This window comes from Microbacterium sp. 22242, assembly GCF_052045495.1.
Classification (GTDB): domain Bacteria; phylum Actinomycetota; class Actinomycetes; order Actinomycetales; family Microbacteriaceae; genus Microbacterium.
In genome coordinates, this window is the sequence record NZ_JBQEOZ010000004.1 from 317,422 (window position 1) to 338,019 (window position 20,598).

23 protein-coding genes and 4 tRNA genes are annotated in these 20,598 nt (G+C 70.8%); 7 read left to right on the forward strand and 20 right to left on the reverse strand.

Going from position 1 to position 20,598, the window contains the following annotated elements; genetic code table 11:
* Window positions 1–250: 250 nt before the first annotated feature.
* The 7 genes from ACTJJZ_RS06485 to ACTJJZ_RS06515 all read right to left on the reverse strand — a co-directional run bounded on the left by ACTJJZ_RS06485 (window position 251) and on the right by ACTJJZ_RS06515 (window position 4,402).
* Window positions 251–1,507 (reverse strand): low temperature requirement protein A, encoded by a 1,257-nt coding sequence (locus tag ACTJJZ_RS06485; RefSeq protein WP_440720356.1) that lies wholly within the window; start codon window positions 1,505–1,507, stop codon window positions 251–253.
* A gap of 81 nt (window positions 1,508–1,588) precedes the next feature.
* Window positions 1,589–2,197 carry a YdcF family protein gene (locus ACTJJZ_RS06490; RefSeq protein ID WP_440720357.1) on the reverse strand — a complete coding sequence of 203 codons (609 nt, stop codon included), beginning with the start codon at window positions 2,195–2,197 and terminating at the stop codon, window positions 1,589–1,591.
* Between the two features lie 80 nt (window positions 2,198–2,277).
* Entirely contained in the window at window positions 2,278–3,465 is a 1,188-nt protein-coding gene (locus tag ACTJJZ_RS06495) for an alkaline phosphatase family protein (protein WP_440720358.1), read from the reverse strand.
* A 161-nt stretch (window positions 3,466–3,626) separates the two neighbouring features.
* Window positions 3,627–3,935 (reverse strand): hypothetical protein, encoded by a 309-nt coding sequence (locus tag ACTJJZ_RS06500; RefSeq protein WP_440720359.1) that lies wholly within the window; start codon window positions 3,933–3,935, stop codon window positions 3,627–3,629.
* Window positions 3,936–4,108: 173 nt separating this feature from the next.
* Window positions 4,109–4,180, reverse strand: a tRNA-Val gene (locus ACTJJZ_RS06505).
* A gap of 27 nt (window positions 4,181–4,207) precedes the next feature.
* Window positions 4,208–4,278 (reverse strand) — tRNA-Cys (locus ACTJJZ_RS06510).
* A 48-nt stretch (window positions 4,279–4,326) separates the two neighbouring features.
* A tRNA-Gly gene (locus ACTJJZ_RS06515) sits at window positions 4,327–4,402 on the reverse strand.
* A 234-nt stretch (window positions 4,403–4,636) separates the two neighbouring features.
* Here ACTJJZ_RS06515 and ACTJJZ_RS06520 point away from each other — a divergent pair.
* The 3 genes from ACTJJZ_RS06520 to ACTJJZ_RS06530 all read left to right on the forward strand — a co-directional run bounded on the left by ACTJJZ_RS06520 (window position 4,637) and on the right by ACTJJZ_RS06530 (window position 6,158).
* Window positions 4,637–4,712, forward strand: a tRNA-Val gene (locus ACTJJZ_RS06520).
* 79 nt (window positions 4,713–4,791) lie between these two features.
* Window positions 4,792–5,763 (forward strand): aldo/keto reductase, encoded by a 972-nt coding sequence (locus ACTJJZ_RS06525; protein WP_440720360.1) that lies wholly within the window; start codon window positions 4,792–4,794, stop codon window positions 5,761–5,763.
* Window positions 5,760–6,158, forward strand: coding sequence for a MerR family transcriptional regulator (locus tag ACTJJZ_RS06530; protein WP_440720361.1), 399 nt, complete (start codon window positions 5,760–5,762; stop codon window positions 6,156–6,158). The genes ACTJJZ_RS06525 and ACTJJZ_RS06530 overlap by 4 nt, the downstream gene beginning before the upstream one ends.
* A gap of 46 nt (window positions 6,159–6,204) precedes the next feature.
* Here ACTJJZ_RS06530 and ACTJJZ_RS06535 read toward each other — a convergent pair whose 3' ends face one another.
* Genes ACTJJZ_RS06535 through ACTJJZ_RS06565 form a run of 7 tightly spaced genes read right to left on the reverse strand, consistent with a single transcriptional unit; the run spans window position 6,205 to window position 12,825 of the window.
* Entirely contained in the window at window positions 6,205–7,866 is a 1,662-nt protein-coding gene (locus tag ACTJJZ_RS06535) for a CDP-alcohol phosphatidyltransferase (RefSeq protein ID WP_440720362.1), read from the reverse strand.
* Window positions 7,867–7,868: 2 nt separating this feature from the next.
* Complete coding sequence (locus tag ACTJJZ_RS06540) at window positions 7,869–8,600, reverse strand: RibD family protein (protein WP_440720363.1); 732 nt, start codon at window positions 8,598–8,600, stop codon at window positions 7,869–7,871.
* Window positions 8,597–9,574 (reverse strand): lysylphosphatidylglycerol synthase transmembrane domain-containing protein, encoded by a 978-nt coding sequence (locus tag ACTJJZ_RS06545; protein WP_440720364.1) that lies wholly within the window; start codon window positions 9,572–9,574, stop codon window positions 8,597–8,599. Before ACTJJZ_RS06545 ends, ACTJJZ_RS06540 begins: the two co-directional genes overlap by 4 nt.
* Window positions 9,562–10,377 carry an SAM-dependent methyltransferase gene (locus ACTJJZ_RS06550; RefSeq protein WP_440720365.1) on the reverse strand — a complete coding sequence of 272 codons (816 nt, stop codon included), beginning with the start codon at window positions 10,375–10,377 and terminating at the stop codon, window positions 9,562–9,564. The genes ACTJJZ_RS06545 and ACTJJZ_RS06550 overlap by 13 nt, the downstream gene beginning before the upstream one ends.
* Window positions 10,374–11,414 carry a glycosyltransferase family 4 protein gene (locus ACTJJZ_RS06555; protein ID WP_440720366.1) on the reverse strand — a complete coding sequence of 347 codons (1,041 nt, stop codon included), beginning with the start codon at window positions 11,412–11,414 and terminating at the stop codon, window positions 10,374–10,376. Before ACTJJZ_RS06555 ends, ACTJJZ_RS06550 begins: the two co-directional genes overlap by 4 nt.
* Window positions 11,411–11,806: a 6-pyruvoyl trahydropterin synthase family protein gene (locus ACTJJZ_RS06560; protein ID WP_440720367.1), complete on the reverse strand. Its 396-nt coding sequence runs from the start codon at window positions 11,804–11,806 to the stop codon at window positions 11,411–11,413. Before ACTJJZ_RS06560 ends, ACTJJZ_RS06555 begins: the two co-directional genes overlap by 4 nt.
* Entirely contained in the window at window positions 11,803–12,825 is a 1,023-nt protein-coding gene (locus tag ACTJJZ_RS06565) for a zinc-dependent alcohol dehydrogenase (RefSeq protein ID WP_440720368.1), read from the reverse strand. Before ACTJJZ_RS06565 ends, ACTJJZ_RS06560 begins: the two co-directional genes overlap by 4 nt.
* A gap of 29 nt (window positions 12,826–12,854) precedes the next feature.
* Between ACTJJZ_RS06565 and ACTJJZ_RS06570 the strand changes: the two genes are divergently transcribed.
* Both ACTJJZ_RS06570 and ACTJJZ_RS06575 read left to right on the forward strand, forming a co-directional pair.
* Window positions 12,855–13,598 carry a CDP-alcohol phosphatidyltransferase family protein gene (locus ACTJJZ_RS06570; RefSeq protein ID WP_440720369.1) on the forward strand — a complete coding sequence of 248 codons (744 nt, stop codon included), beginning with the start codon at window positions 12,855–12,857 and terminating at the stop codon, window positions 13,596–13,598.
* A gap of 4 nt (window positions 13,599–13,602) precedes the next feature.
* A complete protein-coding gene (locus ACTJJZ_RS06575) occupies window positions 13,603–14,004 on the forward strand; it encodes a hypothetical protein (RefSeq protein ID WP_440720370.1) in 402 nt (133 codons plus the stop codon).
* Between the two features lie 30 nt (window positions 14,005–14,034).
* Here the strand turns inward: ACTJJZ_RS06575 and ACTJJZ_RS06580 are convergent, their stop codons facing one another.
* From ACTJJZ_RS06580 to zapE, 3 genes are all read right to left on the reverse strand, one after another.
* Complete coding sequence (locus tag ACTJJZ_RS06580; protein WP_440720371.1) at window positions 14,035–14,586, reverse strand: type II toxin-antitoxin system PemK/MazF family toxin; 552 nt, start codon at window positions 14,584–14,586, stop codon at window positions 14,035–14,037.
* A 29-nt stretch (window positions 14,587–14,615) separates the two neighbouring features.
* Entirely contained in the window at window positions 14,616–15,851 is a 1,236-nt protein-coding gene (locus tag ACTJJZ_RS06585) for an ammonium transporter (RefSeq protein ID WP_440720372.1), read from the reverse strand.
* A 116-nt stretch (window positions 15,852–15,967) separates the two neighbouring features.
* A complete protein-coding gene (gene zapE / locus ACTJJZ_RS06590) occupies window positions 15,968–17,071 on the reverse strand; it encodes a cell division protein ZapE (protein ID WP_440720373.1) in 1,104 nt (367 codons plus the stop codon).
* A 142-nt stretch (window positions 17,072–17,213) separates the two neighbouring features.
* On the opposite strand from zapE, the gene ACTJJZ_RS06595 reads away from it, so the two are divergent.
* Window positions 17,214–18,107 carry a sulfurtransferase gene (locus ACTJJZ_RS06595; RefSeq protein ID WP_440720374.1) on the forward strand — a complete coding sequence of 298 codons (894 nt, stop codon included), beginning with the start codon at window positions 17,214–17,216 and terminating at the stop codon, window positions 18,105–18,107.
* A gap of 19 nt (window positions 18,108–18,126) precedes the next feature.
* Window positions 18,127–18,573: a SufE family protein gene (locus ACTJJZ_RS06600; protein WP_440720375.1), complete on the forward strand. Its 447-nt coding sequence runs from the start codon at window positions 18,127–18,129 to the stop codon at window positions 18,571–18,573.
* 9 nt (window positions 18,574–18,582) lie between these two features.
* On the opposite strand, the gene ACTJJZ_RS06605 is transcribed toward ACTJJZ_RS06600, so the two are convergent.
* The 3 genes from ACTJJZ_RS06605 to ACTJJZ_RS06615 form a co-directional block, all read right to left on the reverse strand.
* Window positions 18,583–18,867: an immunity protein Imm33 domain-containing protein gene (locus ACTJJZ_RS06605; protein WP_440720376.1), complete on the reverse strand. Its 285-nt coding sequence runs from the start codon at window positions 18,865–18,867 to the stop codon at window positions 18,583–18,585.
* A 34-nt stretch (window positions 18,868–18,901) separates the two neighbouring features.
* On the reverse strand, window positions 18,902–19,444 hold the full coding sequence (locus tag ACTJJZ_RS06610) for a hypothetical protein (RefSeq protein ID WP_440720377.1): 543 nt from the start codon (window positions 19,442–19,444) through the stop codon (window positions 18,902–18,904).
* Window positions 19,441–20,598, reverse strand: a 1,158-nt coding sequence (locus ACTJJZ_RS06615; RefSeq protein ID WP_440720378.1) for an HNH/ENDO VII family nuclease, incomplete at its 5' end; no start/stop codon positions are given. The genes ACTJJZ_RS06610 and ACTJJZ_RS06615, both read right to left, overlap by 4 nt.

Genomic DNA, 20,598 nt, shown 5'->3' on the forward strand with positions numbered 1-20,598 from the left:
CGCGACAACAGAGCGGTCGCTGAACGGGCCGTCCGGGCCGTACAGGGCGAAGCCGTCGCAGGGGTAGGACGGCGCCGAAGAGGGGGACACAGGGTTCTCAGACAAGGGGAGTTCTCCAGATAAGGCGATGATCTCGGCTGCTCAGCTTCGGGCGCAGAAGCGCCCTGCCCGCTCAGGCCTTGAGCGTTCGCGTGCCGGCGAGCACGACCGCCGTCGTGTGCGTCTTCCGGGCGAAGTCCATGGCAGAATCCTACGCCGGTCCGTCCGACGCCCCATCCAGGGCGCCGTGACGCGCCTCGCCGAGCGCCTCGTCCAGGTGGCGCTGCGCGAGGCGCCAGCCGCCGGCCTCGTACGCCACGACGACGAAGACCGGACCGGCGAGCACGACGAGCAGGCACGCCCACAGCGGCGCCCCGGTGAACGCGATCACGAGTCCGAGCGCGGGCAGCAGCATCGCGACCGCGTGCAGCGGCAGGCCCTTCATGAACCGGTGCACGAGGTAGGAATGCAGCATCGAGACCGACACCATGAAGACGAGGACCGGGACCGCGATCATCAGGATCACCGTCGGCGTCGCGAGCGGATCCTCATGGCGGTAGGCGTACCCGATGGTGTGCAGGCCCGCGCCCACGGCCGCGACGCTCGCGAAGATGAGAGCGTGCCCGTACCCCCACACGAACGACCGTTCGCGCCGCACCGCGAGGATCGCCCCGGACGGCATCATCGTGTACGACCACCAGAGCGCGAAGGTCATGGCCACGCCCGCGCCGATCACGACGACCGCATCGCCGGTCCAGCCCTGGGTCTCGGAGACCTCCTGCGCCGCCGCGAGGGTGCCGATCACCGTCTCGCCGAGCGCGATGATCGTCAGCAGCGAATAGCGCTCGGCGATGTGGTGCGGATGCCACGGCGTGCCGCGCCGATCGCCGTCGCCCTTGCGCTCGGCGACGAGCGGACCGCCGAGCTCGATCAGCCAGCAGACGGCCGCTGCGGCGAAGCCCGCGCCGATCGGGAGCGGCGCCCAGGCCACGACCACCCAGCCCAGCTGCGCGACCGCGATGAAGACGACGTAGGTGAGCGCGTGCCGGCGGTACGCCGGGTCGCGGGAGGCCCGCAGCCACTGCGCGAGCAGCCCGACGCGCATGACGATGTAGCCCGCGACCATGATCCGGTTGTCGAAGACGCCGTGGTCCTCGAGCGACTCGAACATCCGCGGCAACCCGATCGCGAGCACGATGACTCCCGCCATCTGCACCATCGTGAAGAGCCGGAAGAGCCAGTCGTCGGTGTCGAAGGCGGACGCGAACCAGGAGAAGTTGATCCACGCCCAGATGATCGCGGCGACCGCGAACGCGAAGGCTCCTACCGCCGCTCCCCCGTGTCCGGCGGCGACGCCCGAGGCGAACTGCGCGCCGGCGACGCCGAACGCCGCCGCGAAGACCAGGTCGTACAGCGCCTCCAGCGGGGTCGCCGCGCGGTGCGACTCATGCCGTGTCCGTCCGCGCATCGGGCGGAGCCCATGCCGGTATCGTTCGCCGTCGTCGGGCATGCCTGTCCCCCATCTGTCCGGAATCGCGCAGCGTCCAACCTAGCGCGGGGCTCGGCAGGCGGGTCCGCCGGGGTTGCGGCGACGCTCCAGGAGCGCCAGCGCCGCGGCCACCGCCTTGATCACGGGGATCTCGCCGAAACGCTGCTCCTCCGCCCGGATCAGCCGGGCGCCGAGGTCGGGCCGCTGGCCGCGCAGATACCCGCGGGCCTTCTCGGCGTGCAGCGCGTTGGACACGATCGCGATCTCCTCCGTTTCCTCCAGGAGCGGGATCGAGTTGCGGATGTTCTCCGCGGTGGATCGGCTCTCGGTCTCGAGCAGGATCGGGCCCGAGTATCCGCGCCTCCGGACGTAGCGCGCCAGGATCCTCGCCTCCGGCTCCGCGGCGCGCACGGCTCCCCCGGAGAGGATCAGGCGGTCGTCCGGCCCGCTCAGGGTGCGCAGTCCGGCGCGGACCCGGTAGCGGTTGACCGCGTTCGCGCGGTCGCCGCGGTTGCCGAAGCCGAGCACGAGCACCGTCCGGCGTGCACCCGTCCGGCCCGGCCCGACGCCGCGCGCACTCGCCCTGGCCGAGACCACCTCGCCCCAGAACAGGAAGCCGACACCGACGACGACCGGAACCGACGCCACGACCAGCGACTTGATCCGCATGGGACCAGGTTAGGAGTCCCTGCGGCCCCTTCGCGGCGACGCGGCACCGCCCCAGGATCCGGATACGGCGGACTCCCGCGTCAGAGGTGCGGCGGCTTGGGCGGGTGCGGCCGGACGACGCCGTCGGTCGGTGCGGGAAGGGCGCTCCCGTCGCGGGTGACGAGCGCCGGCATGGGCGTTCCGAGCGGTCCCTGCCACGGCTGCGGCGCGACCGGTGCCGGCGCGGGCTGCGGCGGTGTCGGCTGCACGATCGCCGAGCCGGGCGCCGGCGGCACCGGCCGGGTGAGCGTCGGGTCGATCAGATGAGCGAGGGACGGAGCCGCGTCGACCCGCGGCACGCCCATCGCGGGCAGCCCGAGCAGGTCCATGATCGTCTTCGGGATCGACGCATGCGAGTGCCATTCCGGGTCGATCCGCTGCGGCACCATCCCGCCGAACATCAGCAGCGGGATCCGCGAACCGCCGATCGCCTGGAACCCGTCCGGATGCAGCGCGTCGGGCACCGTCTCGATGTCCGGCGTCTGGACGGAGTCCGCGTAGCCGCCCCAGTCGTCCCAGGTGAGGATGAAGGTCGTCTGCTCCCAGCCGCCGCCGTCGATCACGGCCTGCACGCGGTCCCAGACCAGGTTCTGGCCGTCGGTCACGTAGCTGGGGTTGCTCACCATCGGCGGATGCTCGTCGTAGCCCGCGGGACTCCACACGTAGCAGATCTGGGGCAGTTCGCCGCCCTTCGCCATCGGGATGAAGTCCTTCGGCGGGTGCACGTGCGCGGAGCCCGGCGTCTCGTTCAGGGTCTTGTAGAACTTGGTCGGGTAGCCGCCCTGGTCGGGGAAGGCGCCCCAGGACACGCCGGCCTGCTCCGCCACCGAGAAGATCGACGGGATGTCCCAGACCGGATGCGCACCGATGAACGGCGGGTTCTTCAGGGTCGGCATCTGACCGCCGATCGCCAGCATGTGCCCCGGTGTCGAGTTCGATCCGGAGCCGAAGTGGTGGTCGCTGAACACGAACTGCTTGGCCAGCCAGCTGTAGTACGGGATCACGGCATCGTTGTCGATCTGCGCCGCCAGCGCCGGGTAGTCGCCCATCGCGAAGTGCACCCAGGCGTTGCGGTCGTGCGGCTGGTCGAAGTTCGGCGGAGCGGCGAGGAGGTCGCCGTGGTTCGCCACGGCCGCACCCCACGCCGCCATCGTCGCGAAGTAGAAGTCGGTGGTCTTGTTCTCCTGGATGAACACGACCACTCGGTGCCCTGCCGTCGCCTGTGCCATCATCGTCCGCTCTCCGGCTCGATCCCCCACGCTCACACAACCACGGCGTGACATCGAGCACCAGGGGCGGGCCGGATCTCTCAGGCGCGTCATCAGGAACCGGGCGGGACGGATCGAACGCGATCACCACACGCGAACCACGGAAGCAGCGTTCGGCGCGATCAGCTCAGGGTCGGCGCGGTGAGATCCGGGTAGTCGCGTCGCCACCCGCGCAGCGTGCCGTCATCCATGACCTGGTGCACCGTGCCGCCGCGCCCCGCCATGCGGACCGCGAGGCTCATCGGCGTCGCAGGGCGGCCCCCTTCCAGCAGGGCGTCCGCGACGTGCTGGAGAGCGACCGCATACGTGAAGTCGTCGCCGACGCTCCACACGCCCTCAACGGGCGCATCGGGCGCGTCCGCGATGACCGTCACGAGATCAGTGACCGCGTCCGTGCGGTCCGGCCCCATGGTTCCGATGCTCCACAACATGACGCGCTCCCAGGTGTTCGTTCCAGCCCCTATCGCCGGGGATCCGGAATCTACCGCCCACCACCGACACCGGACCGGCGCTGGGTGTGGCCCCCGAAGCGATGGAGAAGCCGGCAAGGCCGGACACTCCGCCATCAACGACAAAACCCCCGGCTGACCGGGGGTTTCTGTTGTGCGCGATACTGGGATCGAACCAGTGACCTCTTCCGTGTCAGGGAAGCGCGCTACCGCTGCGCCAATCGCGCCTGTTCAGGCTATTCAGTTGAAGAGCGAGGTGGCGACGGGATTCGAACCCGTGTAAACGGCTTTGCAGGCCGGTGCCTAGCCTCTCGGCCACGCCACCATGTGGATTCGAACCCACATGCCGAAGCCCCCGAAGGGGCTCCTGCACTGGAGCGGATGACGAGACTCGAACTCGCGACCCCAACCTTGGCAAGGTTGTGCGCTACCAACTGCGCTACATCCGCGTTTTGTGTTTCCCCGGTGTCCCGGGCACTTGAAATACATTAGCCGAGGTTCTGCGCATCGCCAAACCGACGCCCGTTCTCGGGCGTGTCCACGGGATACCGCCGCGAGACCCTTCACCCGCCCCCGCTCGAGCGACAGAAACCGCGCCACGCCCGGGCTGCGGTCGCGGTCGGCGGCGCCCTCGGGGATCCGGTATGCTCTTCATCTGTGCCCAGCGCACGACAACTTCACAGGGGCGATTGGCGCAGTTGGTAGCGCGCTTCCTTCACACGGAAGAGGTCGTCGGTTCGAGTCCGGCATCGCCCACCACACTCGGTGTCTGCACCACCCTTCGCGCTCGGAGCCGGCGACTTGACCTGGACCATGGTCCAGGTCACACAATGTCGCGATGGACACTCTGCAGCTTCCCACGACCGACATCCGGGTCCCGCCGTTCGCTATCGGTGCGATGTTCTGGGGCACCACCGTCTCCAGCGATGTCGCGCATCGCATCCTCGACCGCGCCGTGGACCTCGGCGCGAACTTCATCGACACGGCCAACAACTACCCGGCATGGCTGACCGGTGGTTACGGCGACGAGTCCGAGCTCTGTCTCGCCGAGTGGATCGCCAGCCGCGGCGCCGGCGCCCGGGATCGCCTGGTCCTGGCCACCAAGGTCGGTGCCAGGCCGCGCCAGGCGGGCGACGGATCCGCCGAGGTGCGCGGTCTCGGTCGCGAGGCCGTGCTCGACCAGGTGGAGGGCAGTCTGCAGCGGCTCGGGGTCGACCATGTCGACCTGCTCTACGCGCACATCGACGACCAGTCGGTCGGCCTGGAAGAGACGGTGGGGGCGCTTCAGGAGGTCGTCCGTCGGGGCTGGGCCAGGGCGATCGCCGGGAGCAACCTGACCAGCGGACGGATCCGGCAGGCGGTGGCGGCCGCGGGCGACGGGCCGCGCTACACCGCCGTGCAGAATCGGTTCACGCTGCTGACACCCGGTGCGGCTGCGGACTTCGGGCGATGGCAGCGCGTCCTCGACGAGAGAGCGGAGGAGGCCTGCGTCGCCGAGGACATCGCGATGGTGGGCTATTCGACCCTGCTGCAGGGCGCCTACACCCGGCAGGACCGCCCGATCCCGGACGACTATCGGGGACCGGACGCCGAACCCGTCCTGCAGGCGCTGAACCGCATCGCGCACCGCCTCGGGATCGACGCCGGCCAGGCCGTGCTGTCCTGGCAGGCGCATCGCAGGGCCCGCGTCCTCCCCGTGGTGGGCGTGAGCAGCGTCGCCCAGCTGGAGAGCGCCCGCACCGGGATCATCACGCCGATGGGCATCTCCGACGCCGACGAACTGGACCGGCTGAGAGGAGCACGACGATGACGACGGAGTCCGCGCGGACCTACAGCATCGCCGAGGCCGCGGCGATGCTCGAGCTCGAGGCGGACACGCTGCGGTACTTCGAGCGCCGCGGGGTCATCCCGCGCCCGCACCGGGACGCGGGCGGACGGCGCGTGTATGCCGATCAGGACATTCATCTGCTCGAGGTGCTGCAGCACCTCCGCAAGACCGGCATGCCACTGGCCGACATCGCCGCCTTCACGCGACTGGTCGGGGCGGATCCGCAGGGTGTGCCCGAACGACTTGCGCTGCTCGAGGCTCACCGGGCGGCGGTGATCCGCCAGCAGGAGCAGCTCAGGAGATCGCTGCGGGTGATCGACCAGAAGATCCGCGACTATCGGTCCCGCATGGACGGCCTCGAGAACACTGCCCGCTGACGCCCGCAGCGGCCGGGCGGATCCGGGGGCCCGCCCCTCACGCACCTCACGGGACAGGGCTGAACGCGGCGAGCAGCCGATCGCGGAACGCGTCCATCCGCCAGATCGGGGCGTCGTCGCCCGGGCGCAGGCCCGGCGACCATCCCCAGCCGGCCGTCGCGGCGAAGACCGACGGATCCCGGGCGATCACGCTGACCGGCACGTCGTGCGAGGCGTCGGCGCCGCTGACGATCGCGGCCGGCTGGTGGTCGCCGAGCACGATGACCACCAGGTTCGGGTCGTCGACGTGACCGAGGAACGACAGCAGGGATCCGAGCGAGTACTGCACCGACTGGCCGTAGAACCGCTGCACGGTCTTCGGATCCTGCCACACCGTGCCGGCCGGCTCGCTCTGCGCGGGCTGCGGATCGTAGATCGAGCCGTCGCCGATCTTCTCCCACGGCACGAGCTGCGGCAGCGGCGCCCACGGCGTGTGCGAGGACACCAGGTCGATCTCGGCCATCACCGGGGCGTGCGGACCGGCGAGCTCGGTGTCCGCGAAGTGCTTGAGCGTGTACTGGTCGGGGATGCGGGCGTATCCGAAGATCGGACCCCGGTAGCCCACGTCCCGCGCGTCGACAAGGGTGCCGTAGCGGTAGAACGAGGTCCCGACGTCCCACGCGGCGGCGTCCGACGGCACGTCCGAGACCGTGCGCCAGCCGGCCCGGCCGAACGCGCGGGCCAGGGAGAGCCGGTCGCTCGCGACCACCTGGTCGTACGCGGACTGCGTGCCGGTCCAGACGCCGGTCTGCAGCGTCGCATGCGCGAGCCAGCTGCGACCGCCGAACGTGGGCGAGGTGAGCCAGGCGCTCCGCGACGTGTAGCCCTCAGCGGCGAGCATTCCGTCCCCGTCCCGCAGCACATCCGTCACGCCCGGCGCGATCCGCTCCCCCTCCAGCGCGACCCGGCCGTAGCTCTCCACGAAGGCGATCACGACGTCCTTGCCGCGCAGGCCTGAGAGCAGCCGGTCGGCCGGCACGCCCGCGAACGGATCATCGGCGACGTCACGGGCGACCGCGGCCCGGGCGGCGAAGACCTCGCCGGTCCGCGACACCGCGGTTCCGAGCGTGGTCAGCGAGGCGTCCGCCGCGAGGGAGACGTCCGGCCGGGGTGGCACGACGACGCCCGCGACCAGCCAGGCCGCGGTGACGGCGGCGAGGACGGTGCGTCCGCTCGCACGGGCGCGCACGAGAGCGGCTGTGTGCCGGGCGGCCCACGCGAGCCCTGCCGCGCAGGCGACCGCGGCGATCACGACCGCCGCCAGCGCGAGGTCCGTCAGGAACGGCCCGACCGCGTCCACGGCGACGCCGTACGCGTCGCCGAGTTGCGGCCAGTCCGTCGGGACGAACGGGATCCCGAGCGCCGCCCTGAACCCGCGGTCGATGGCGGCCAGCACGATCGCCGCCGTGACCAGCAGTCCGAAGGATCCGGCGAGCACGCGGGGCAGGATCCGGCCGGACACGATCACGAGCAGCAGCAGGATCAGCAGCGATTCGACCGGGACGCCGATCAGGCCGGCGGATCCTGCACTGCCTTCCGGGGAGGCGAGCAGCCTCGGCAGGAGCGGCACCACGATGAGCATCGCGATCGCCGCCGCGGTGACCGCGGGACGCGTCCGACGCGGGTCTACCTGCCCGGGAAGCGGCCGGGATCCGCGCCGGAGCAGCATGGTCAGGACGCTTCTGTGCGAGGGCCGGCCGCGTCGGGGCGGGAGGGGTCGCACCGGTCCGAGAGGGCGTAGCGCAGCAGCACGACGTCGCCGATCTGCTCGGTGCCGGCCAGGCGCGCGCGACGCGACGCCGTCCACGGGAAATGGCCGGTGCCGACCATGCGCGGCGCGGCGGACTCCCCCACGAAGAACGGCGCGACCACGAGCTGCAGCTCGTCCACGAGACCCGCTTCGAGGAACTGGGTGAGCACGCGCCCTCCCCCCTCCACCATGAGCCGGCGGACGCCCCGCTGCTCGCCGAGGTCGTCCAGGACGGCCGCCATCGTGACGCACTCACCGAGCCCGACGACCGTCGCGCGGTCGCCGAGGCGGCGGCGCAGGGCGGCGGCGCGGTCGGACGGGCTGTACACCAGCCGCGGAGCCTCGCCGAGCGTGAAGAACGAGGCGTCCGGGGACAGCTCGCCCGACGCCGTCACGGTGACCTTCGTCGGCGAATCCGTGCACCCGTGCGACTGCCGGCGTGCGCGGCGCGCGGCGTCCCGCACGAGCAGCCGCGGGTCATCGCGGCGGACGGTCGAGGCGCCGACCATGATCGCGTCGCTGCGCGCGCGCACCTCGTCCACGCGATCCAGGTCGTCCGCGTTGGACATCATGAGGCGGCGGGGCGCGGTGCCGTCGAGATAGCCGTCGATCGACATGGCGCAGCTGAGCGTGACGTAGGGACGTTCGTTCATGTCCTCCTCCGCCGGGCGGTGAGCAGCAGGAGAGCGCCGGGCAGCACTCCCACGAGTGCCAATACCCCGAACGTCGTCGAAACAGCAACGCCGGCCGCGGCCCCCAGCCCAGAGATCGCGAACGCCGCGCCGGCGGCCGCCTCCCGGGGCCCCCACCCGCCGAGGTTGACGGGGATCGCCGACGCCGCGAGCACGACGAGCGCGACCCCCGTGAGGCGCCCGCCGTCGAGAGGGACGCCGACCGCGACAGAGGCCACGAGGAACAGCGCAACGTGCGCCGACACGACCGCCACCGACGCGAGGATCATCGCGAGAAGCCGGCTGGGACGCGCCAGCACGGGGTGCAGCAGCCCGGCCTCGCGGCGCAGCAGCAGGTGAGCGCGTCGCAGCAGCGGGCGCGCGCGGGGCAGCAGCACGGCCACGGCGAACGCGAGAGCGACCAGGGCCGCGAGGGCCGCGGCGGCCCAGGCGAGGGGAACCAGCGGTGACCCGAACCCCCACGCCAGCAGGATCCCCAACGTCAGGACGATCTGCACGATCTGCCCGAAAAGACGCTCGACGGCGACGGCCCGTACCGCGTCGGCGGCACGCGTCTGCGCGCGGCCGTGCGTCCACGCCCGATGCACGTCGCCCAGCACTCCGGCGGGCAGCACCGCGTTGAGGAACTGCGACCGGTAGTAGGCCGCGAACGCCGCCGGCCGGCTCAGCGGCAGTCCGTAGCCGGCACAGACCACCTGCCAGCGCCACGCGGCCGCAGCGCTCGCGACCGCGGCGAGGACGAGTGCGGTCAGGACCGACGACGGCGAGACCGCGGCGAGCCCGCGCAGGAACGGGCCGGCGCCGACAGCCAGTGCTGTCGCGACGAGGATGGCGGCCGCGGCACCGATGCGGATCCCTGCGCGAAGCCGGGGTCGCTCCCGCCGCGTCGACGCGGTTGCGGCCACCCGCACCGGGGTTGTGCTCAGCGCGGCCATGCCAGCACATCCTGATGCGGCACGACGACGTGCAGCGCGCCATCCGCCAGCTGGGCGCGCCGGCGGGCCAGATACGCGTCGGCCTCTGCCTCGAGCTCCGGCCGCTGCTCGACCGCGGCGCCGACCCACCCCCGGAGCCACTCCTCGATCAGCGCACCGTCAGCGGGACCGAGCCGCCACGGCGTCGACGCCCGTTGCACGTGCCATCCGGCCTGGATGAAGAGGTCGCTGAGGAGCGGCACCGCGTCGGGACCCAGCATCCGCCGCCCGTCCGCCTCCCTGCGCTGATGGTCGTCGAAGGAGCGTCCGATCACCGCGTCGAGCGCGTCCGGGGGATCCAGGCGCACGCCGCCGGTCACCGACAGGCTGAGCAGTGCGGGGGAACCGGCGTGGACGCAGGCGTCCACGATGCGCGCGGCCTCCTCCCCCGTCACGACATCGAGCAGGGCCGACGCGATGACCGCCGAGGCCCCCGCGAACGCATCGGTCGGCAGGCCATCGAGATCCTCCACGATCACCGCGACCCGGATCGGCCGCCCGGATCCGTCCACGACGGCGCCGAGGTCGACGTGCTCCAGGATGTCCGCGTCGCCGTCGTGCAGCACCCAGTCCTGCGGGCCCGGCAGCAGCGGCGCGAGCCAGCGGGTCATCCCGCCGGTCCCCGCCCCGAGGTCGTGCAGCACGACAGGCCCGGGCGCCAGCCGGGCGACGAGCATCGCGGCCAGCTCGCGCGAACGTGCCGCGTCGTCCGCGGAGGCCCGCAGCGCGAGCCAGGGCGGGGAGGCCGTGGAGATGATGCTCATGATGCCTCCAGTGCTCCGGCCACCGCGCGCACCGTGTCGGCCCACGTCGGCAGCCCCGCTCGTGCGGAGCGCGCCTCGGCGCGGAGCCGCCTGCGCAGCGCAGGGTCGTCCAGCCAGGCGCTCAGCGCGGCGGCCAGCGCTGCAGGGTCGTCGGGCGGAACCAGCGCGGCGCCGCCGCCCGCCACGGTGTCGGGGATGCCGCCGGTCGCCGCGGCGACGACCGGGATCCCGCGGCCCAGCGCCTCGGCGATCGCCATGCCGGAGCTCTCGACCCGCGAGGGGGCGACCAGCAGCGCGCTGCGCCGGTACTCCCCCGCCAGCTCCGCTCCGCCGAGAACGCCGGCCAGCCGCACCCGGCCCTCGAACCGCTGGGCGTCGTGACGGATCGCATCCGCGAAGTCGCCGGACGCCGCGGATGCGCCGGCGATCGTGCACGTCCAGTCGCTGCGGGTCAGCCGGGCGAGGGCGTCCAGCAGGATGTCCTGTCCCTTGTGCGGAGCGACGACGCCGACGCAGAGCAGCCGCCCGTCGCGTGACGGATCCTCCGCCTCGGCCTCGTCGTGCTGCGCAGACTCGAGCGGCCCGACCTCCACGCCCGGAACGGCCACGGTCACGTGCTCGGGTCCCGCCAGCGCCCGCCGACCGAGTTCGGCGGCAGTCCATCTGCTCGTCACGATCACCCCGTGGGCCGTGGCGAACAGCTGTCGCTCGGCCGCCACGGTCCCCGCGCCGGCGTCCGGGAACGCGGCCGCGACCATGTGCGCGAGGACCAGGATCCGCAGCCGCGACGCCGCTTCGACGAGTGCCTCGACCGCGCACAGCCCCACGAGTCCGTCCACGAGCACGGTGGCGCCGCGCGGCAGTCCGCCGAGCGCCGCCGCCGTGTCGCCGGCACCCTTCACCGCCGCGGTCCGGACGCGCCAGCCGTGCGCGTCCAGGCCGTCGCGGACGTGCCGGTCGTACACGTTGCCGCCGCTCACCCGGACCGGGTCGTCGATCCCGTCGGGAACGAGGAAGACGATCTCGCGGACCGTCACATCGCCACCTCGTACGAGGCCCAGGCGATGTGCGACTCGTGCAGGGTGACGGCGATGCCGCTCAGCCGCGCGTCGCCGAGCCGGCCGTCGCGCACCGCAGTCACGAGACGGTCCGCGATGATCTGGCACAGGCGTTCCGTGGTCGTGTTCACGCCGCGCAGGTCCGGCTCGTCGTCCAGGTTGCGGTACGACAGGGCGCCGACGATCTCCCGCAGCACATCTGTCGCCCGCCCGATGTCGACGACGATGCCGTGCTCGTCCAGCGCGTCGGCGCGGAAGGCGGCGTCGACGACGAACGTCGCTCCGTGCAGCCTCTGCGCAGGCCCGAAGACCTCGCCGCGCAGGCTGTGCGCGATCATCAGGTGGTCACGGACGGTCACGGCGAAGGTCATGCGGCACTCCAGTCGATGGTCTCGCAGAGGGCGCCGGCGGTGCCGTCTGCGAGGGCGGCGGTGATCTCGGGCAGCCGTCGCCACGACGAGGTCGCGCCGAGCAGCAGGTCGAAGGCGGGATCCTCGAGGACCCGCAGCGCCAGCTCCAGGCGGTCCCGGGTGCTGCGCCGCGAGCGGCGGTTCGCGGCGACCGCGCCGACCTGGCTCGCGCGGATCGTCAGCCGGCGGGAATGGAAGTCGGCTCCGAGCTCGAGCGGCACGGCTCGCGCCCCGTACCAGCTGGCGACCACGACCTCCCCGTCCGTCGGAGCCGCGCGGAGGGCCGCCTGCAGTCCCGGCGCGGATCCGCTCGCCTCGATCACGACGTCCGCGACCGCGATCGTATCCCCGGCCTCGGCGAACCGCGCGCCCAGCGCCTCGACGACGGTCCGCTTGGCCGGATCGACGTCGACCACCGTGACCTCCGCGCCGGGGATCCCGCACGCGAGACGGGCGAGCGCGCCTCCGATCATCCCTGCCCCGATGACGACGACGCGGTCGCCCACGGCAGGGGCGGCGTCCCACAGCACGTTCACCGCCGTCTCGACCGCCCCCGCGAGCACCGCGCGTCGCGCGGGCACGCCGTCGGGAACCGGCACGAGTGCGGACGCGGGGACCACGAAGCGGGACTGGTGCGGGAACAGCGAGAACACGGTCCGCGCGCGCAACTCCGCCGGCCCCTCCTCGACCACGCCGACGTTGAGGTAGCCGTACTTGACCGGGAACGGGAAGGAGCCGGCCTGGAAGGGCGCGCGCATGCGCTCGCTCTCGGACTCCGGCACTGCTCCGCTCGCGACGAGCGACTCGGTCCCGCGGCTGATCCCCGTCCAGAGCGTCCGCACGAGAGCCTCGTCCGGGCCAGGAGCGGCCAGCGGTTCGGTGCGGAACTCGCCGAGACCAGCGTCGGTCGTCCACCATGCGGTCGCCGTCTTCCTGCGATCCGGGTGAACCTCAACGGCAGGCTGCGTCGTGTCACTCATGACTACCATGAACGTAACACGGAGGCCGGATGCGAAAGGTTCAGTTCCTGCCCTGGCTCTGGGCGGTCGCCGGGGTCGTGGCGCTGGGCGCGATCGGCACCGCGATCCCGCTGTCGATCCTCGGCTGGACGTCCGCGGCGGGCTACCTGCTGGTGTCATCGGCGCTGGTGTCGCGCGGGCTGCGCCGTCGCGGCAGCACCTGGTTCGGCGCGGCGAACGCGGTCACGGCCACACGCTCGATGCTGGTCGGGATCGCGACGGGCCTCGTCATGACGTCGTTCGGAGGTGCGGTGTCACCGGTTCCGCTCGTGCCGATCGTGGTCGTCGCCCTGGTCCTCGACGCGGTCGACGGCGCCGTCGCGCGACGCACCGGGAGCGTGAGCGAGCTCGGCGGGCGCTTCGACATGGAGGTGGACGCGTTCCTGCTGCTCGTTCTCGGCGTGCACGACGCGCGGTACGTGGGCTGGTGGGTGCTGGCGATCGGGCTCCTGCGGTACGCGTTCGTCGCTGCGGCCTGGGTGCTGCCGTTCCTGAGCCGCACGCTGCCGTACCGGTACTGGCGGAAGGTCGTCACTGCGGCCTGCGGCGTCGCCCTGGCTCTCGTCGCGGCGCAGGTGCTGCCGACGGCCGGGAACGTCCTCGTCGCCGCGGCGGCGCTCCTGCTGGTCGCCGAGTCGTTCGGCCGCGACGTGATCTGGCTCGTCCGGATGAACCTTTCGCGTCCCGCCCTCGTGTCACCCGATAAGGCGGAAGCCCGAGACGGAAGCAGGTAGCACCATGACGTCGACCACCCCTCCTGCGCTGCAGGTCATGCGGATCCTCAGCGTGCTCGCGCTGCTCGCGACGGGCGGCATCCATCTCTTCCTCGTCTTCGACGGGGTCGGCGGGGTGCTCGGCGTGATGTTCGTCCTCAACGCGGTCGCGGCGGTGGTGCTGGCGATCGGGATCCTGTTCCTCCGGGGACGGCTGCGGCAGGCGGCCACGGTGCTGTCGCTGCTGTTCCTGCTCGCGACGCTCGGCGCGCTGCTGCTCGCGCTCACCGTGGGGCTGTTCGGGATCACGGAGACCTGGACCTTCACGCTCGTGCCCCAGACCGTGGTCGTGGAATCGATCGGCATCGTGATCCTCGCGGTGACGACGGCCCTGGCCCTCCGGAAAGGCGCCGTGGCGCGCGTCTGATCGGACCCGGCCCCGATCACGCAGCCCCGATCAGGCCGCCGCGGTCCAGCCGAACCGGCGCTCGAGCACGCTCGCGACACGCGCGAACCGGCCGCGGTCGAGGGCGGCGGCCTCGCGCCGCACGCCGCCGACGTGCACGCTGTAAAGCTGGTCGATGTCCACCCAGCTCTCCCTGCCCTGCCCGTCCCATGGTCCGGATCCGAGGGAGAGGAAATCGCGGTCGCCGTCGTGCGACTTGCTGGTGAGCTTGACCGCGTAGACCCGATCCGCCGACTGCCTGGCGACGACGAGGACCGGGCGGTCCTTGCCCCTGCCGTCCCGCTCCGCGTACGGCACCCACGTCCAGACGATCTCCCCCGCGTCCGGCGCGCCGTCGCGATGCGGCGCGTAGGCCACGCGCAGGCCGCGGACGGATCGGGGGTCGAGCTCGACGGTCTCCGTGGACCCGTCGCGGCCCGGTGTCGGCCGGGACGGCACGACCACGGTCGCCGGGCCGGGCTTCCGAGCAGGCCGGAAGGTCTTCGCGATCGCGGTGGCGGCGGCAACGAGAGCGGACAGGATGCCGGTGCGATCGGAGGTCACACCCGACACCCTATCCGCGGCGGGTGGCGTCAGGAGGTGAGCGCGTAGCCCTCTTCGCCGTGGACGACCAGGTCGACGCCGGCGATCTCGTCCTCACTGGTGACGCGGAAGCCGATGGTCTTCTCGATCGCGAAGCCGATGACCAGCGCGACGAGGAAGGAGTAGACGAGCACGCCACCCGAGGCGAGCACCTGCACGATCAGGAGCCGGGCGTCGCCGCCGACGAACAGTCCCTGGCCGGTCGCGAAGAAGCCCAGGTAGATCGTGCCGAGGAAGCCGCCCACCAGGTGCAGGCCGACGACGTCGAGCGAGTCATCGAAACCGAGCCGGAACTTGAGTTCCACGGCGAGGGCGCAGACGCTGCCGGAGAGCGCTCCGAGCAGCAGCGACCAGCCGGGCGTCAGGTTCGCGCAGGCCGGGGTGATCGCGACCAGCCCGGCGACGGCGCCGGACGCGGCGCCGATCGAGGTCGCCTTGCCGCCGCGGATCCGCTCGACCAGGATCCAGCCGAGGATGCCCGCCGCCGCCGCGCCGAACGTGTTGATGATGATGAGGCCGACGCCGTCCATGCCCTTGGTCGTCCACTGCGCGCCGGCGTTGAAGCCGAACCAGCCGAACCACAGCAGGGAGGCGCCGAGGAGCGTCAGCGGCACGTTGTGCGGCTTCTGGATGCCCTTCTGAAAGCCGATCCGCTTGCCGAGCACCAGTGCGAGCGCCAGAGCGGCCGCGCCCGCGTTGATGTGCACGGCCGTGCCGCCGGCGTAGTCGATGAACTCGATGCCGCTCTTCTCGCCGAACAGCACGCCGCCGAGATGCATGATCCAGCCGCCGCCCCAGACCCAGGCGGCGATCGGGAAGTAGCCGACGGTGGCGAACACGCCGACGAAGATCAGCCACGGTCCGAACTTGGCCCGATCGGCGATCGCGCCGGAGATCAGGGCGACGGTGATCACGGCGAAGGTCGCGCCGTAGCCGACGGTCAGCAGCGCGACGTTGGAGCCCTTGCCGCTCGCCATCGAGGCGAGGCCGAAGTCTGCGAAGGGATCGCCCGCGAACTGCCCCGGGGAGGAGACGCTCGCCATCGACGAGCCGTACAGGATCCACAGCACGGCGACCAGGCCGATGGCGCCGAAGCTCATCATCATCATGCTGACGACGCTCTTCGCCTTGACCAGCCCGCCGTAGAAGAACGCGACGCCGGGCGTCATCAGCAGCACCAGGGCCGTCGCCGTGACTCCCCAGGAGATGTTGCCCGTTGCGTCCATGTTTCCTCGCTCCCACTGATCGCGCTGTGCGTTTCAGTGTGGCGAAGGCGTGTTTCGGGAGCGGGCGGTGTGTGTTGCGGGGGTGTTACGGGAACGAGCGGTTTGTGAACAGCGTGTTACGCGTTCGACTCCTGGACCGGCGTCTGCGCCTCGCCCGGAGCGCCGGCCGCCCGCAGCTCGGGATCCGAGGCGTGCGAGAGCGCGTTCAGCCGGGAGATCGCCCGCAGGTACTTCTTGCGGTAGCCGCCCCCGAGCATCTCCTCGCTGAACACCTGGTCGAGCGGACGGCCGCTGGCGAGGATCGGGATCTGCGCGTCGTAGGTGCGGTCGACGAAGGCGACGAAGCGCAGCGCCTCGGACTGGTCCGTGAGCTCGCGGACGTCGCGGATGCCGAGCGCGTCGAGACCCTCGATCAGCCGGATGTAGCGCGAGGGGTGCACCTGCGCGAGGTGCCGGATGAGGTCGTCGAACGCGTCGTCCGACACGGTCTGCGCCGGCTCCCGCTCGGAGAGGGCGCGGGCGTACTCCTCGGCGTCCAGGGTGACCGCGTGCCCGTCGAGGGCGCGCTGCCGGAAGTCGACGCCGTCGATCCTGATCGTCTCGAAGCTGTCCGACATCTGGTGGATCTCCCGCAGGAAGTCCTGCGCGGCGAACCGGCCCTCGCCCAGCGCGTTCGGCGGAGTGTTCGAGGTCGCGGCGAGACGTGTCCCTGATCCGACCAGCTCGCCGAGCAGCCGGGTCATCACCATCGTGTCGCCGGGATCGTCGAGCTCGAACTCGTCGATGCACAGCAGGTCGGATCCGCGCAGCAGGTCGACGGTGTTGCGGTAGCCGACCGCTCCCACGAGAGCGGTGTACTCGATGAAGGATCCGAAGTACTTCCGGCGAGCCGGCATGGCGTGGTAGATCGACGCGAGGAGGTGGGTCTTGCCGACGCCGAAGCCGCCGTCGAGGTACACGCCCGGCTTGGTCTCGGGCTGCTTCGGCGCACGGCGGAAGAGCCCCGCCTTCTTGACGGGCTGCGCCCCCTCGGCGAAGGCCAGCAGCCGCTGCTTGGCGTCTTGCTGAGACGGATACGCCGGGTCGGACCGGTAGCTGTCGAACGTGGCCTCGTCGAACTGCGGCGGGGGCACCAGTCCGGTCAGGAGTTCGGTGCCGGTCATCTGCGGCTGGCGGTCGACGAGGTGGACGACGCCGGAGTGGGCGGCCTGATCGGTCATGCGGATCCTGTGTCGAAGTCTTACCCCTCGGATGCGTGCGCGCTCCCGGGGTTCTAGTGTCGAGAAGACGGATCAACACTACGCCGTCGCCACCCCCGCATCCTGCGCACATCCTGCGTCGTCATCCTCCAGGGAGCCCACTGTGACCGTCGAGTTCGACACCTCCTCCGCTTCGTTCGCCGACTACGCCGAGCCTGGCCGCCTGGTCACCACGGACTGGCTCGCCGCACACCTGGGCGACGAAGGGCTCGTCGTCGTCGAGTCCGATGAGGACGTGCTGCTGTACGAGACCGGACACATCCCCGGCGCGGTGAAGGTCGACTGGCACACCGAGCTCAACGACCCGGTGGTCCGCGACTATGTGGACGGAGCCGGCTTCGCGGCGCTGCTGAGCCGCAAGGGCATCTCGCGCGACGACACGGTGGTCATCTACGGTGACAAGAACAACTGGTGGGCGGCGTACGCGCTCTGGGTGTTCTCGCTGTTCGGGCACGAGGACGTGCGCCTGCTCGACGGCGGACGGGATCGCTGGATCGCCGAGGGCCGGGAGATCACGACGGATCTCCCCGACCGCCCGGCCACGGACTATCCCGTCGTCGAGCGCGACGACTCGGTGCTGCGCGCATACAAGGAGGACGTGCTCGCGCACCTCGGCAACCCGCTCATCGACGTGCGCTCGCCGGAGGAGTACAACGGCTCGCGCACCTCGGCCCCGGCCTACCCGGAGGAGGGCGCGCTGCGCGCCGGCCACATCCCCACCGCGCAGAACGTGCCGTGGGCGAAGGCCGTCGCCGAGGACGGCGGCTTCAAGAACCGGGCCGAGCTCGAGGAGATCTACCTCGACGGCGCGGGGCTGACGCCGGGCGACGACGTCGTCGCGTACTGCCGCATCGGAGAGCGCTCGGCGCACACCTGGTTCGTGCTGAAGCACCTCCTCGGCTTCGAGAACGTGCGCAACTACGACGGTTCCTGGACCGAGTGGGGCAGCGCGGTGCGCGTCCCGATCGTCACCGGTGACGAGCCGGGGCGCCTCTGAGCATGTGAGAATGGCGGGGATGTCTGACTCCTCCGCCTTCGCACTTCCCGACTCGCTCGCAGAGATCCGCGACGAGTTCCTGGAGCTGCCCGAATCGGATCGCCTGCAGCTGCTGCTGGAGTTCTCGAACGAGCTGCCCGCGGTCTCCGACGAGGTCGCGGCGCACCCCGAGATGTGCGAGCGGGTCGCCGAGTGCCAGTCCCCGGTCTACATCTACGTCGAGCTGACCGACGGCGCCGTGACGATGCACGCGACGGCCCCTGCCGAAGCGCCGACGACGCGGGGCTTCGCGAGCATCCTGGCGCAGGGCATCGCCGGCCTCTCCCCCGAGGCGGTCCTGGCGATCCCGGAGGACTTCCCGCAGAGTATCGGCCTCACCCGCGTGGTCTCGCCGCTGCGCATCTCCGGCATGACCGGCATGCTGATGCGCGCCAAGCGCCAGGTGCGCGAGCGCCTCGCCGCCTGATCCCCTGCGCTAGTCGAGCGACACCGGAAGTCCGGTGAGGTTGTCGCGGAACTGCAGACCATCCTCACCGCGCACGAGTTCGAGGTCGCTGCCGACGGGAAGCCGCAGGATCGGAATGATCGCCGGCTCGATGTTCGCGACGGTGTTGAAACTCACCACGGTGAGGTTCGTCGCGTCGCTCAGATATCGCTCGTCGTCGATGGCCGAAAAGAACCGCCATCCGTTGTCGACGGCGCTGATCCCTGGTTCGCGCACAAGCCAGCGGAGCGGCGCGATCCCGTTCAGGACGTTCAAGGAGACGACGCTCGCCCCCGAATCCTGGACGAATTCAGGCGTTGTCATCAAGATACGACTCCATCCGTGCGATCAAGGGGGTGAACCCGATCTTCCTGGCCGAATCCAGCGCCGAGATCCCTGCCACGTTCGGTGACACGAGATCCAGGCCCGGTTGCGAGAACCAGAGGTCATAGAACTGATCGAGCGCGGACAACGGGAGTGCCAGCTGCGTCAGATACTCACTCGGCGTCCGCTTCCGATCGTCTGGACGGTTCGGATCCGCTCCCGCGCCGATCAGACGGCGAGTGAGTTCGATCGTCTGGGACGGATCCAGTGCCCGCCGGCTGAACAGCACGTGAAACACGTTCTCCTGCTCAAACCCGACGCCGTCCGCGGGCGCACCCTGATCGAGCAGAAAGGTGGTGATCTCGTAACGCGCTGCCGGATCCTCATTCGTCAGGGCGTGCAGCACCAGGGATTGTCCCCGGAAGAGCTTCTTCGCATCACCCCGCTTGTACGCCTTGCGGAACTCGGCGAATGATCCGGACCGCGCGGCCCCTTCAACGTCCACTCCGAGGTTCTCCTTCTCGATCATTCATTGCGATGGCTTCTGTTGCTCGACGGCAGCTCTGGTACGTAGTGGTTCGGGTTGTTGTACCAATCGAGGAACTCTTCCTTCGTCATCCCACCGCGCATGTAGAAGTCGTGCATGTACTCGTATTTCGCCCCGGGGATGTGTCCCATGTCCCAGACGTCCTTGCGGCTTTCCCCGGGCTTCCAGGTTATGACCTCGTTCGTCAAAGGGTCGCGAACCTTGCCGTCGTACGGCGGTGTTTCCCATGCGCGCTTCTCTGCGGCAGCCCAGACGTCTTCGACCACGCCCTTTCGGTAGCTCGGTCGCCCGCTCTGGTACGGCCGGGAGGTGTCCCACTTGGACTTGTCGACGACGTACGGCGCTGTGCCGTCAGGACGTTTGGGAACGTCCTTGCCTCCGTGGAGGAGGCGGTCCGCGGTGTCGCCGAACCGCTTGAACAACGCCTTCAGCTTCTCGACCAGCTCACCCAGCTTGCGGATCGCCGCCACCAGATCCGGGATCTTCTTCGAGAACTTCGCCGCCAACGCCGACACCCGCGTCGACGCCTGCTCGATCACCAACGGCGTCGCCAACCCCAGACTGAACACCAACTCCGCCGCATACGAGATCAGCGACCCCACCAACTGCGCCAAAGAATCCCGCACCAGATCATGCACCACCTGCACGATCGTCGACGCCATCTGCATCCCCGCCGCCATGCCATCCGCCCACGACGCCGCACCCTGCAGATGCTTCACCACATCCCGCTGAAACACCAGATACGCCCGCACCGCCGCACCATCCGCCGCGTCCAGATCCCCCAGCACCGTCGACAGATCCGACGCCGACCGCCGCAACTGCGCCCCCACATTCGTCCACGTCTGCGCGAACCCCGCCACCGCACCCGAATCCCCGGTCAGATCATTCAGCCAGCCCTTCAACGGCTGCAGATGCTCCATCAACCAGCCCAGACCCGCCGCGATCAACGACCCCAACGGATCCGAGACCGCCGCCACCGTGTCCATCACCGCACTGAACGCCGCGAACCCGCCCGCAACCCAGTCCCCCGACTTGATCGCCGAGACCAGCGCCTCCCCATCCTCCAACAAGAACGTCCCCTGCAACGGACTCGTCGTATCCACCGGCCCCGCCACCAACGGATTCGGCGGCGTCAC

What these genes read in the sequence shown, in the direction of transcription:
- ACTJJZ_RS06485 (WP_440720356.1), bottom strand. Translation starts at nt 1,507, where the DNA reads ATGCGCGGACGGACACGGCATGAGTCGCACCGCGCGGCGACCCCGCTG.
- ACTJJZ_RS06490 (WP_440720357.1), bottom strand. Translation starts at nt 2,197, where the DNA reads ATGCGGATCAAGTCGCTGGTCGTGGCGTCGGTTCCGGTCGTCGTCGGT.
- ACTJJZ_RS06495 (WP_440720358.1), bottom strand. Translation starts at nt 3,465, where the DNA reads ATGGCACAGGCGACGGCAGGGCACCGAGTGGTCGTGTTCATCCAGGAG.
- ACTJJZ_RS06500 (WP_440720359.1), bottom strand. Translation starts at nt 3,935, where the DNA reads ATGTTGTGGAGCATCGGAACCATGGGGCCGGACCGCACGGACGCGGTC.
- ACTJJZ_RS06525 (WP_440720360.1), top strand. Translation starts at nt 4,792, where the DNA reads ATGGACACTCTGCAGCTTCCCACGACCGACATCCGGGTCCCGCCGTTC.
- ACTJJZ_RS06530 (WP_440720361.1), top strand. Translation starts at nt 5,760, where the DNA reads ATGACGACGGAGTCCGCGCGGACCTACAGCATCGCCGAGGCCGCGGCG.
- ACTJJZ_RS06535 (WP_440720362.1), bottom strand. Translation starts at nt 7,866, where the DNA reads ATGCTGCTCCGGCGCGGATCCCGGCCGCTTCCCGGGCAGGTAGACCCG.
- ACTJJZ_RS06540 (WP_440720363.1), bottom strand. Translation starts at nt 8,600, where the DNA reads ATGAACGAACGTCCCTACGTCACGCTCAGCTGCGCCATGTCGATCGAC.
- ACTJJZ_RS06545 (WP_440720364.1), bottom strand. Translation starts at nt 9,574, where the DNA reads ATGGCCGCGCTGAGCACAACCCCGGTGCGGGTGGCCGCAACCGCGTCG.
- ACTJJZ_RS06550 (WP_440720365.1), bottom strand. Translation starts at nt 10,377, where the DNA reads ATGAGCATCATCTCCACGGCCTCCCCGCCCTGGCTCGCGCTGCGGGCC.
- ACTJJZ_RS06560 (WP_440720367.1), bottom strand. Translation starts at nt 11,806, where the DNA reads ATGACCTTCGCCGTGACCGTCCGTGACCACCTGATGATCGCGCACAGC.
- ACTJJZ_RS06565 (WP_440720368.1), bottom strand. Translation starts at nt 12,825, where the DNA reads ATGAGTGACACGACGCAGCCTGCCGTTGAGGTTCACCCGGATCGCAGG.
- ACTJJZ_RS06570 (WP_440720369.1), top strand. Translation starts at nt 12,855, where the DNA reads ATGCGAAAGGTTCAGTTCCTGCCCTGGCTCTGGGCGGTCGCCGGGGTC.
- ACTJJZ_RS06575 (WP_440720370.1), top strand. Translation starts at nt 13,603, where the DNA reads ATGACGTCGACCACCCCTCCTGCGCTGCAGGTCATGCGGATCCTCAGC.
- ACTJJZ_RS06585 (WP_440720372.1), bottom strand. Translation starts at nt 15,851, where the DNA reads ATGGACGCAACGGGCAACATCTCCTGGGGAGTCACGGCGACGGCCCTG.
- zapE (WP_440720373.1), bottom strand. Translation starts at nt 17,071, where the DNA reads ATGACCGATCAGGCCGCCCACTCCGGCGTCGTCCACCTCGTCGACCGC.
- ACTJJZ_RS06600 (WP_440720375.1), top strand. Translation starts at nt 18,127, where the DNA reads ATGTCTGACTCCTCCGCCTTCGCACTTCCCGACTCGCTCGCAGAGATC.
- ACTJJZ_RS06610 (WP_440720377.1), bottom strand. Translation starts at nt 19,444, where the DNA reads ATGATCGAGAAGGAGAACCTCGGAGTGGACGTTGAAGGGGCCGCGCGG.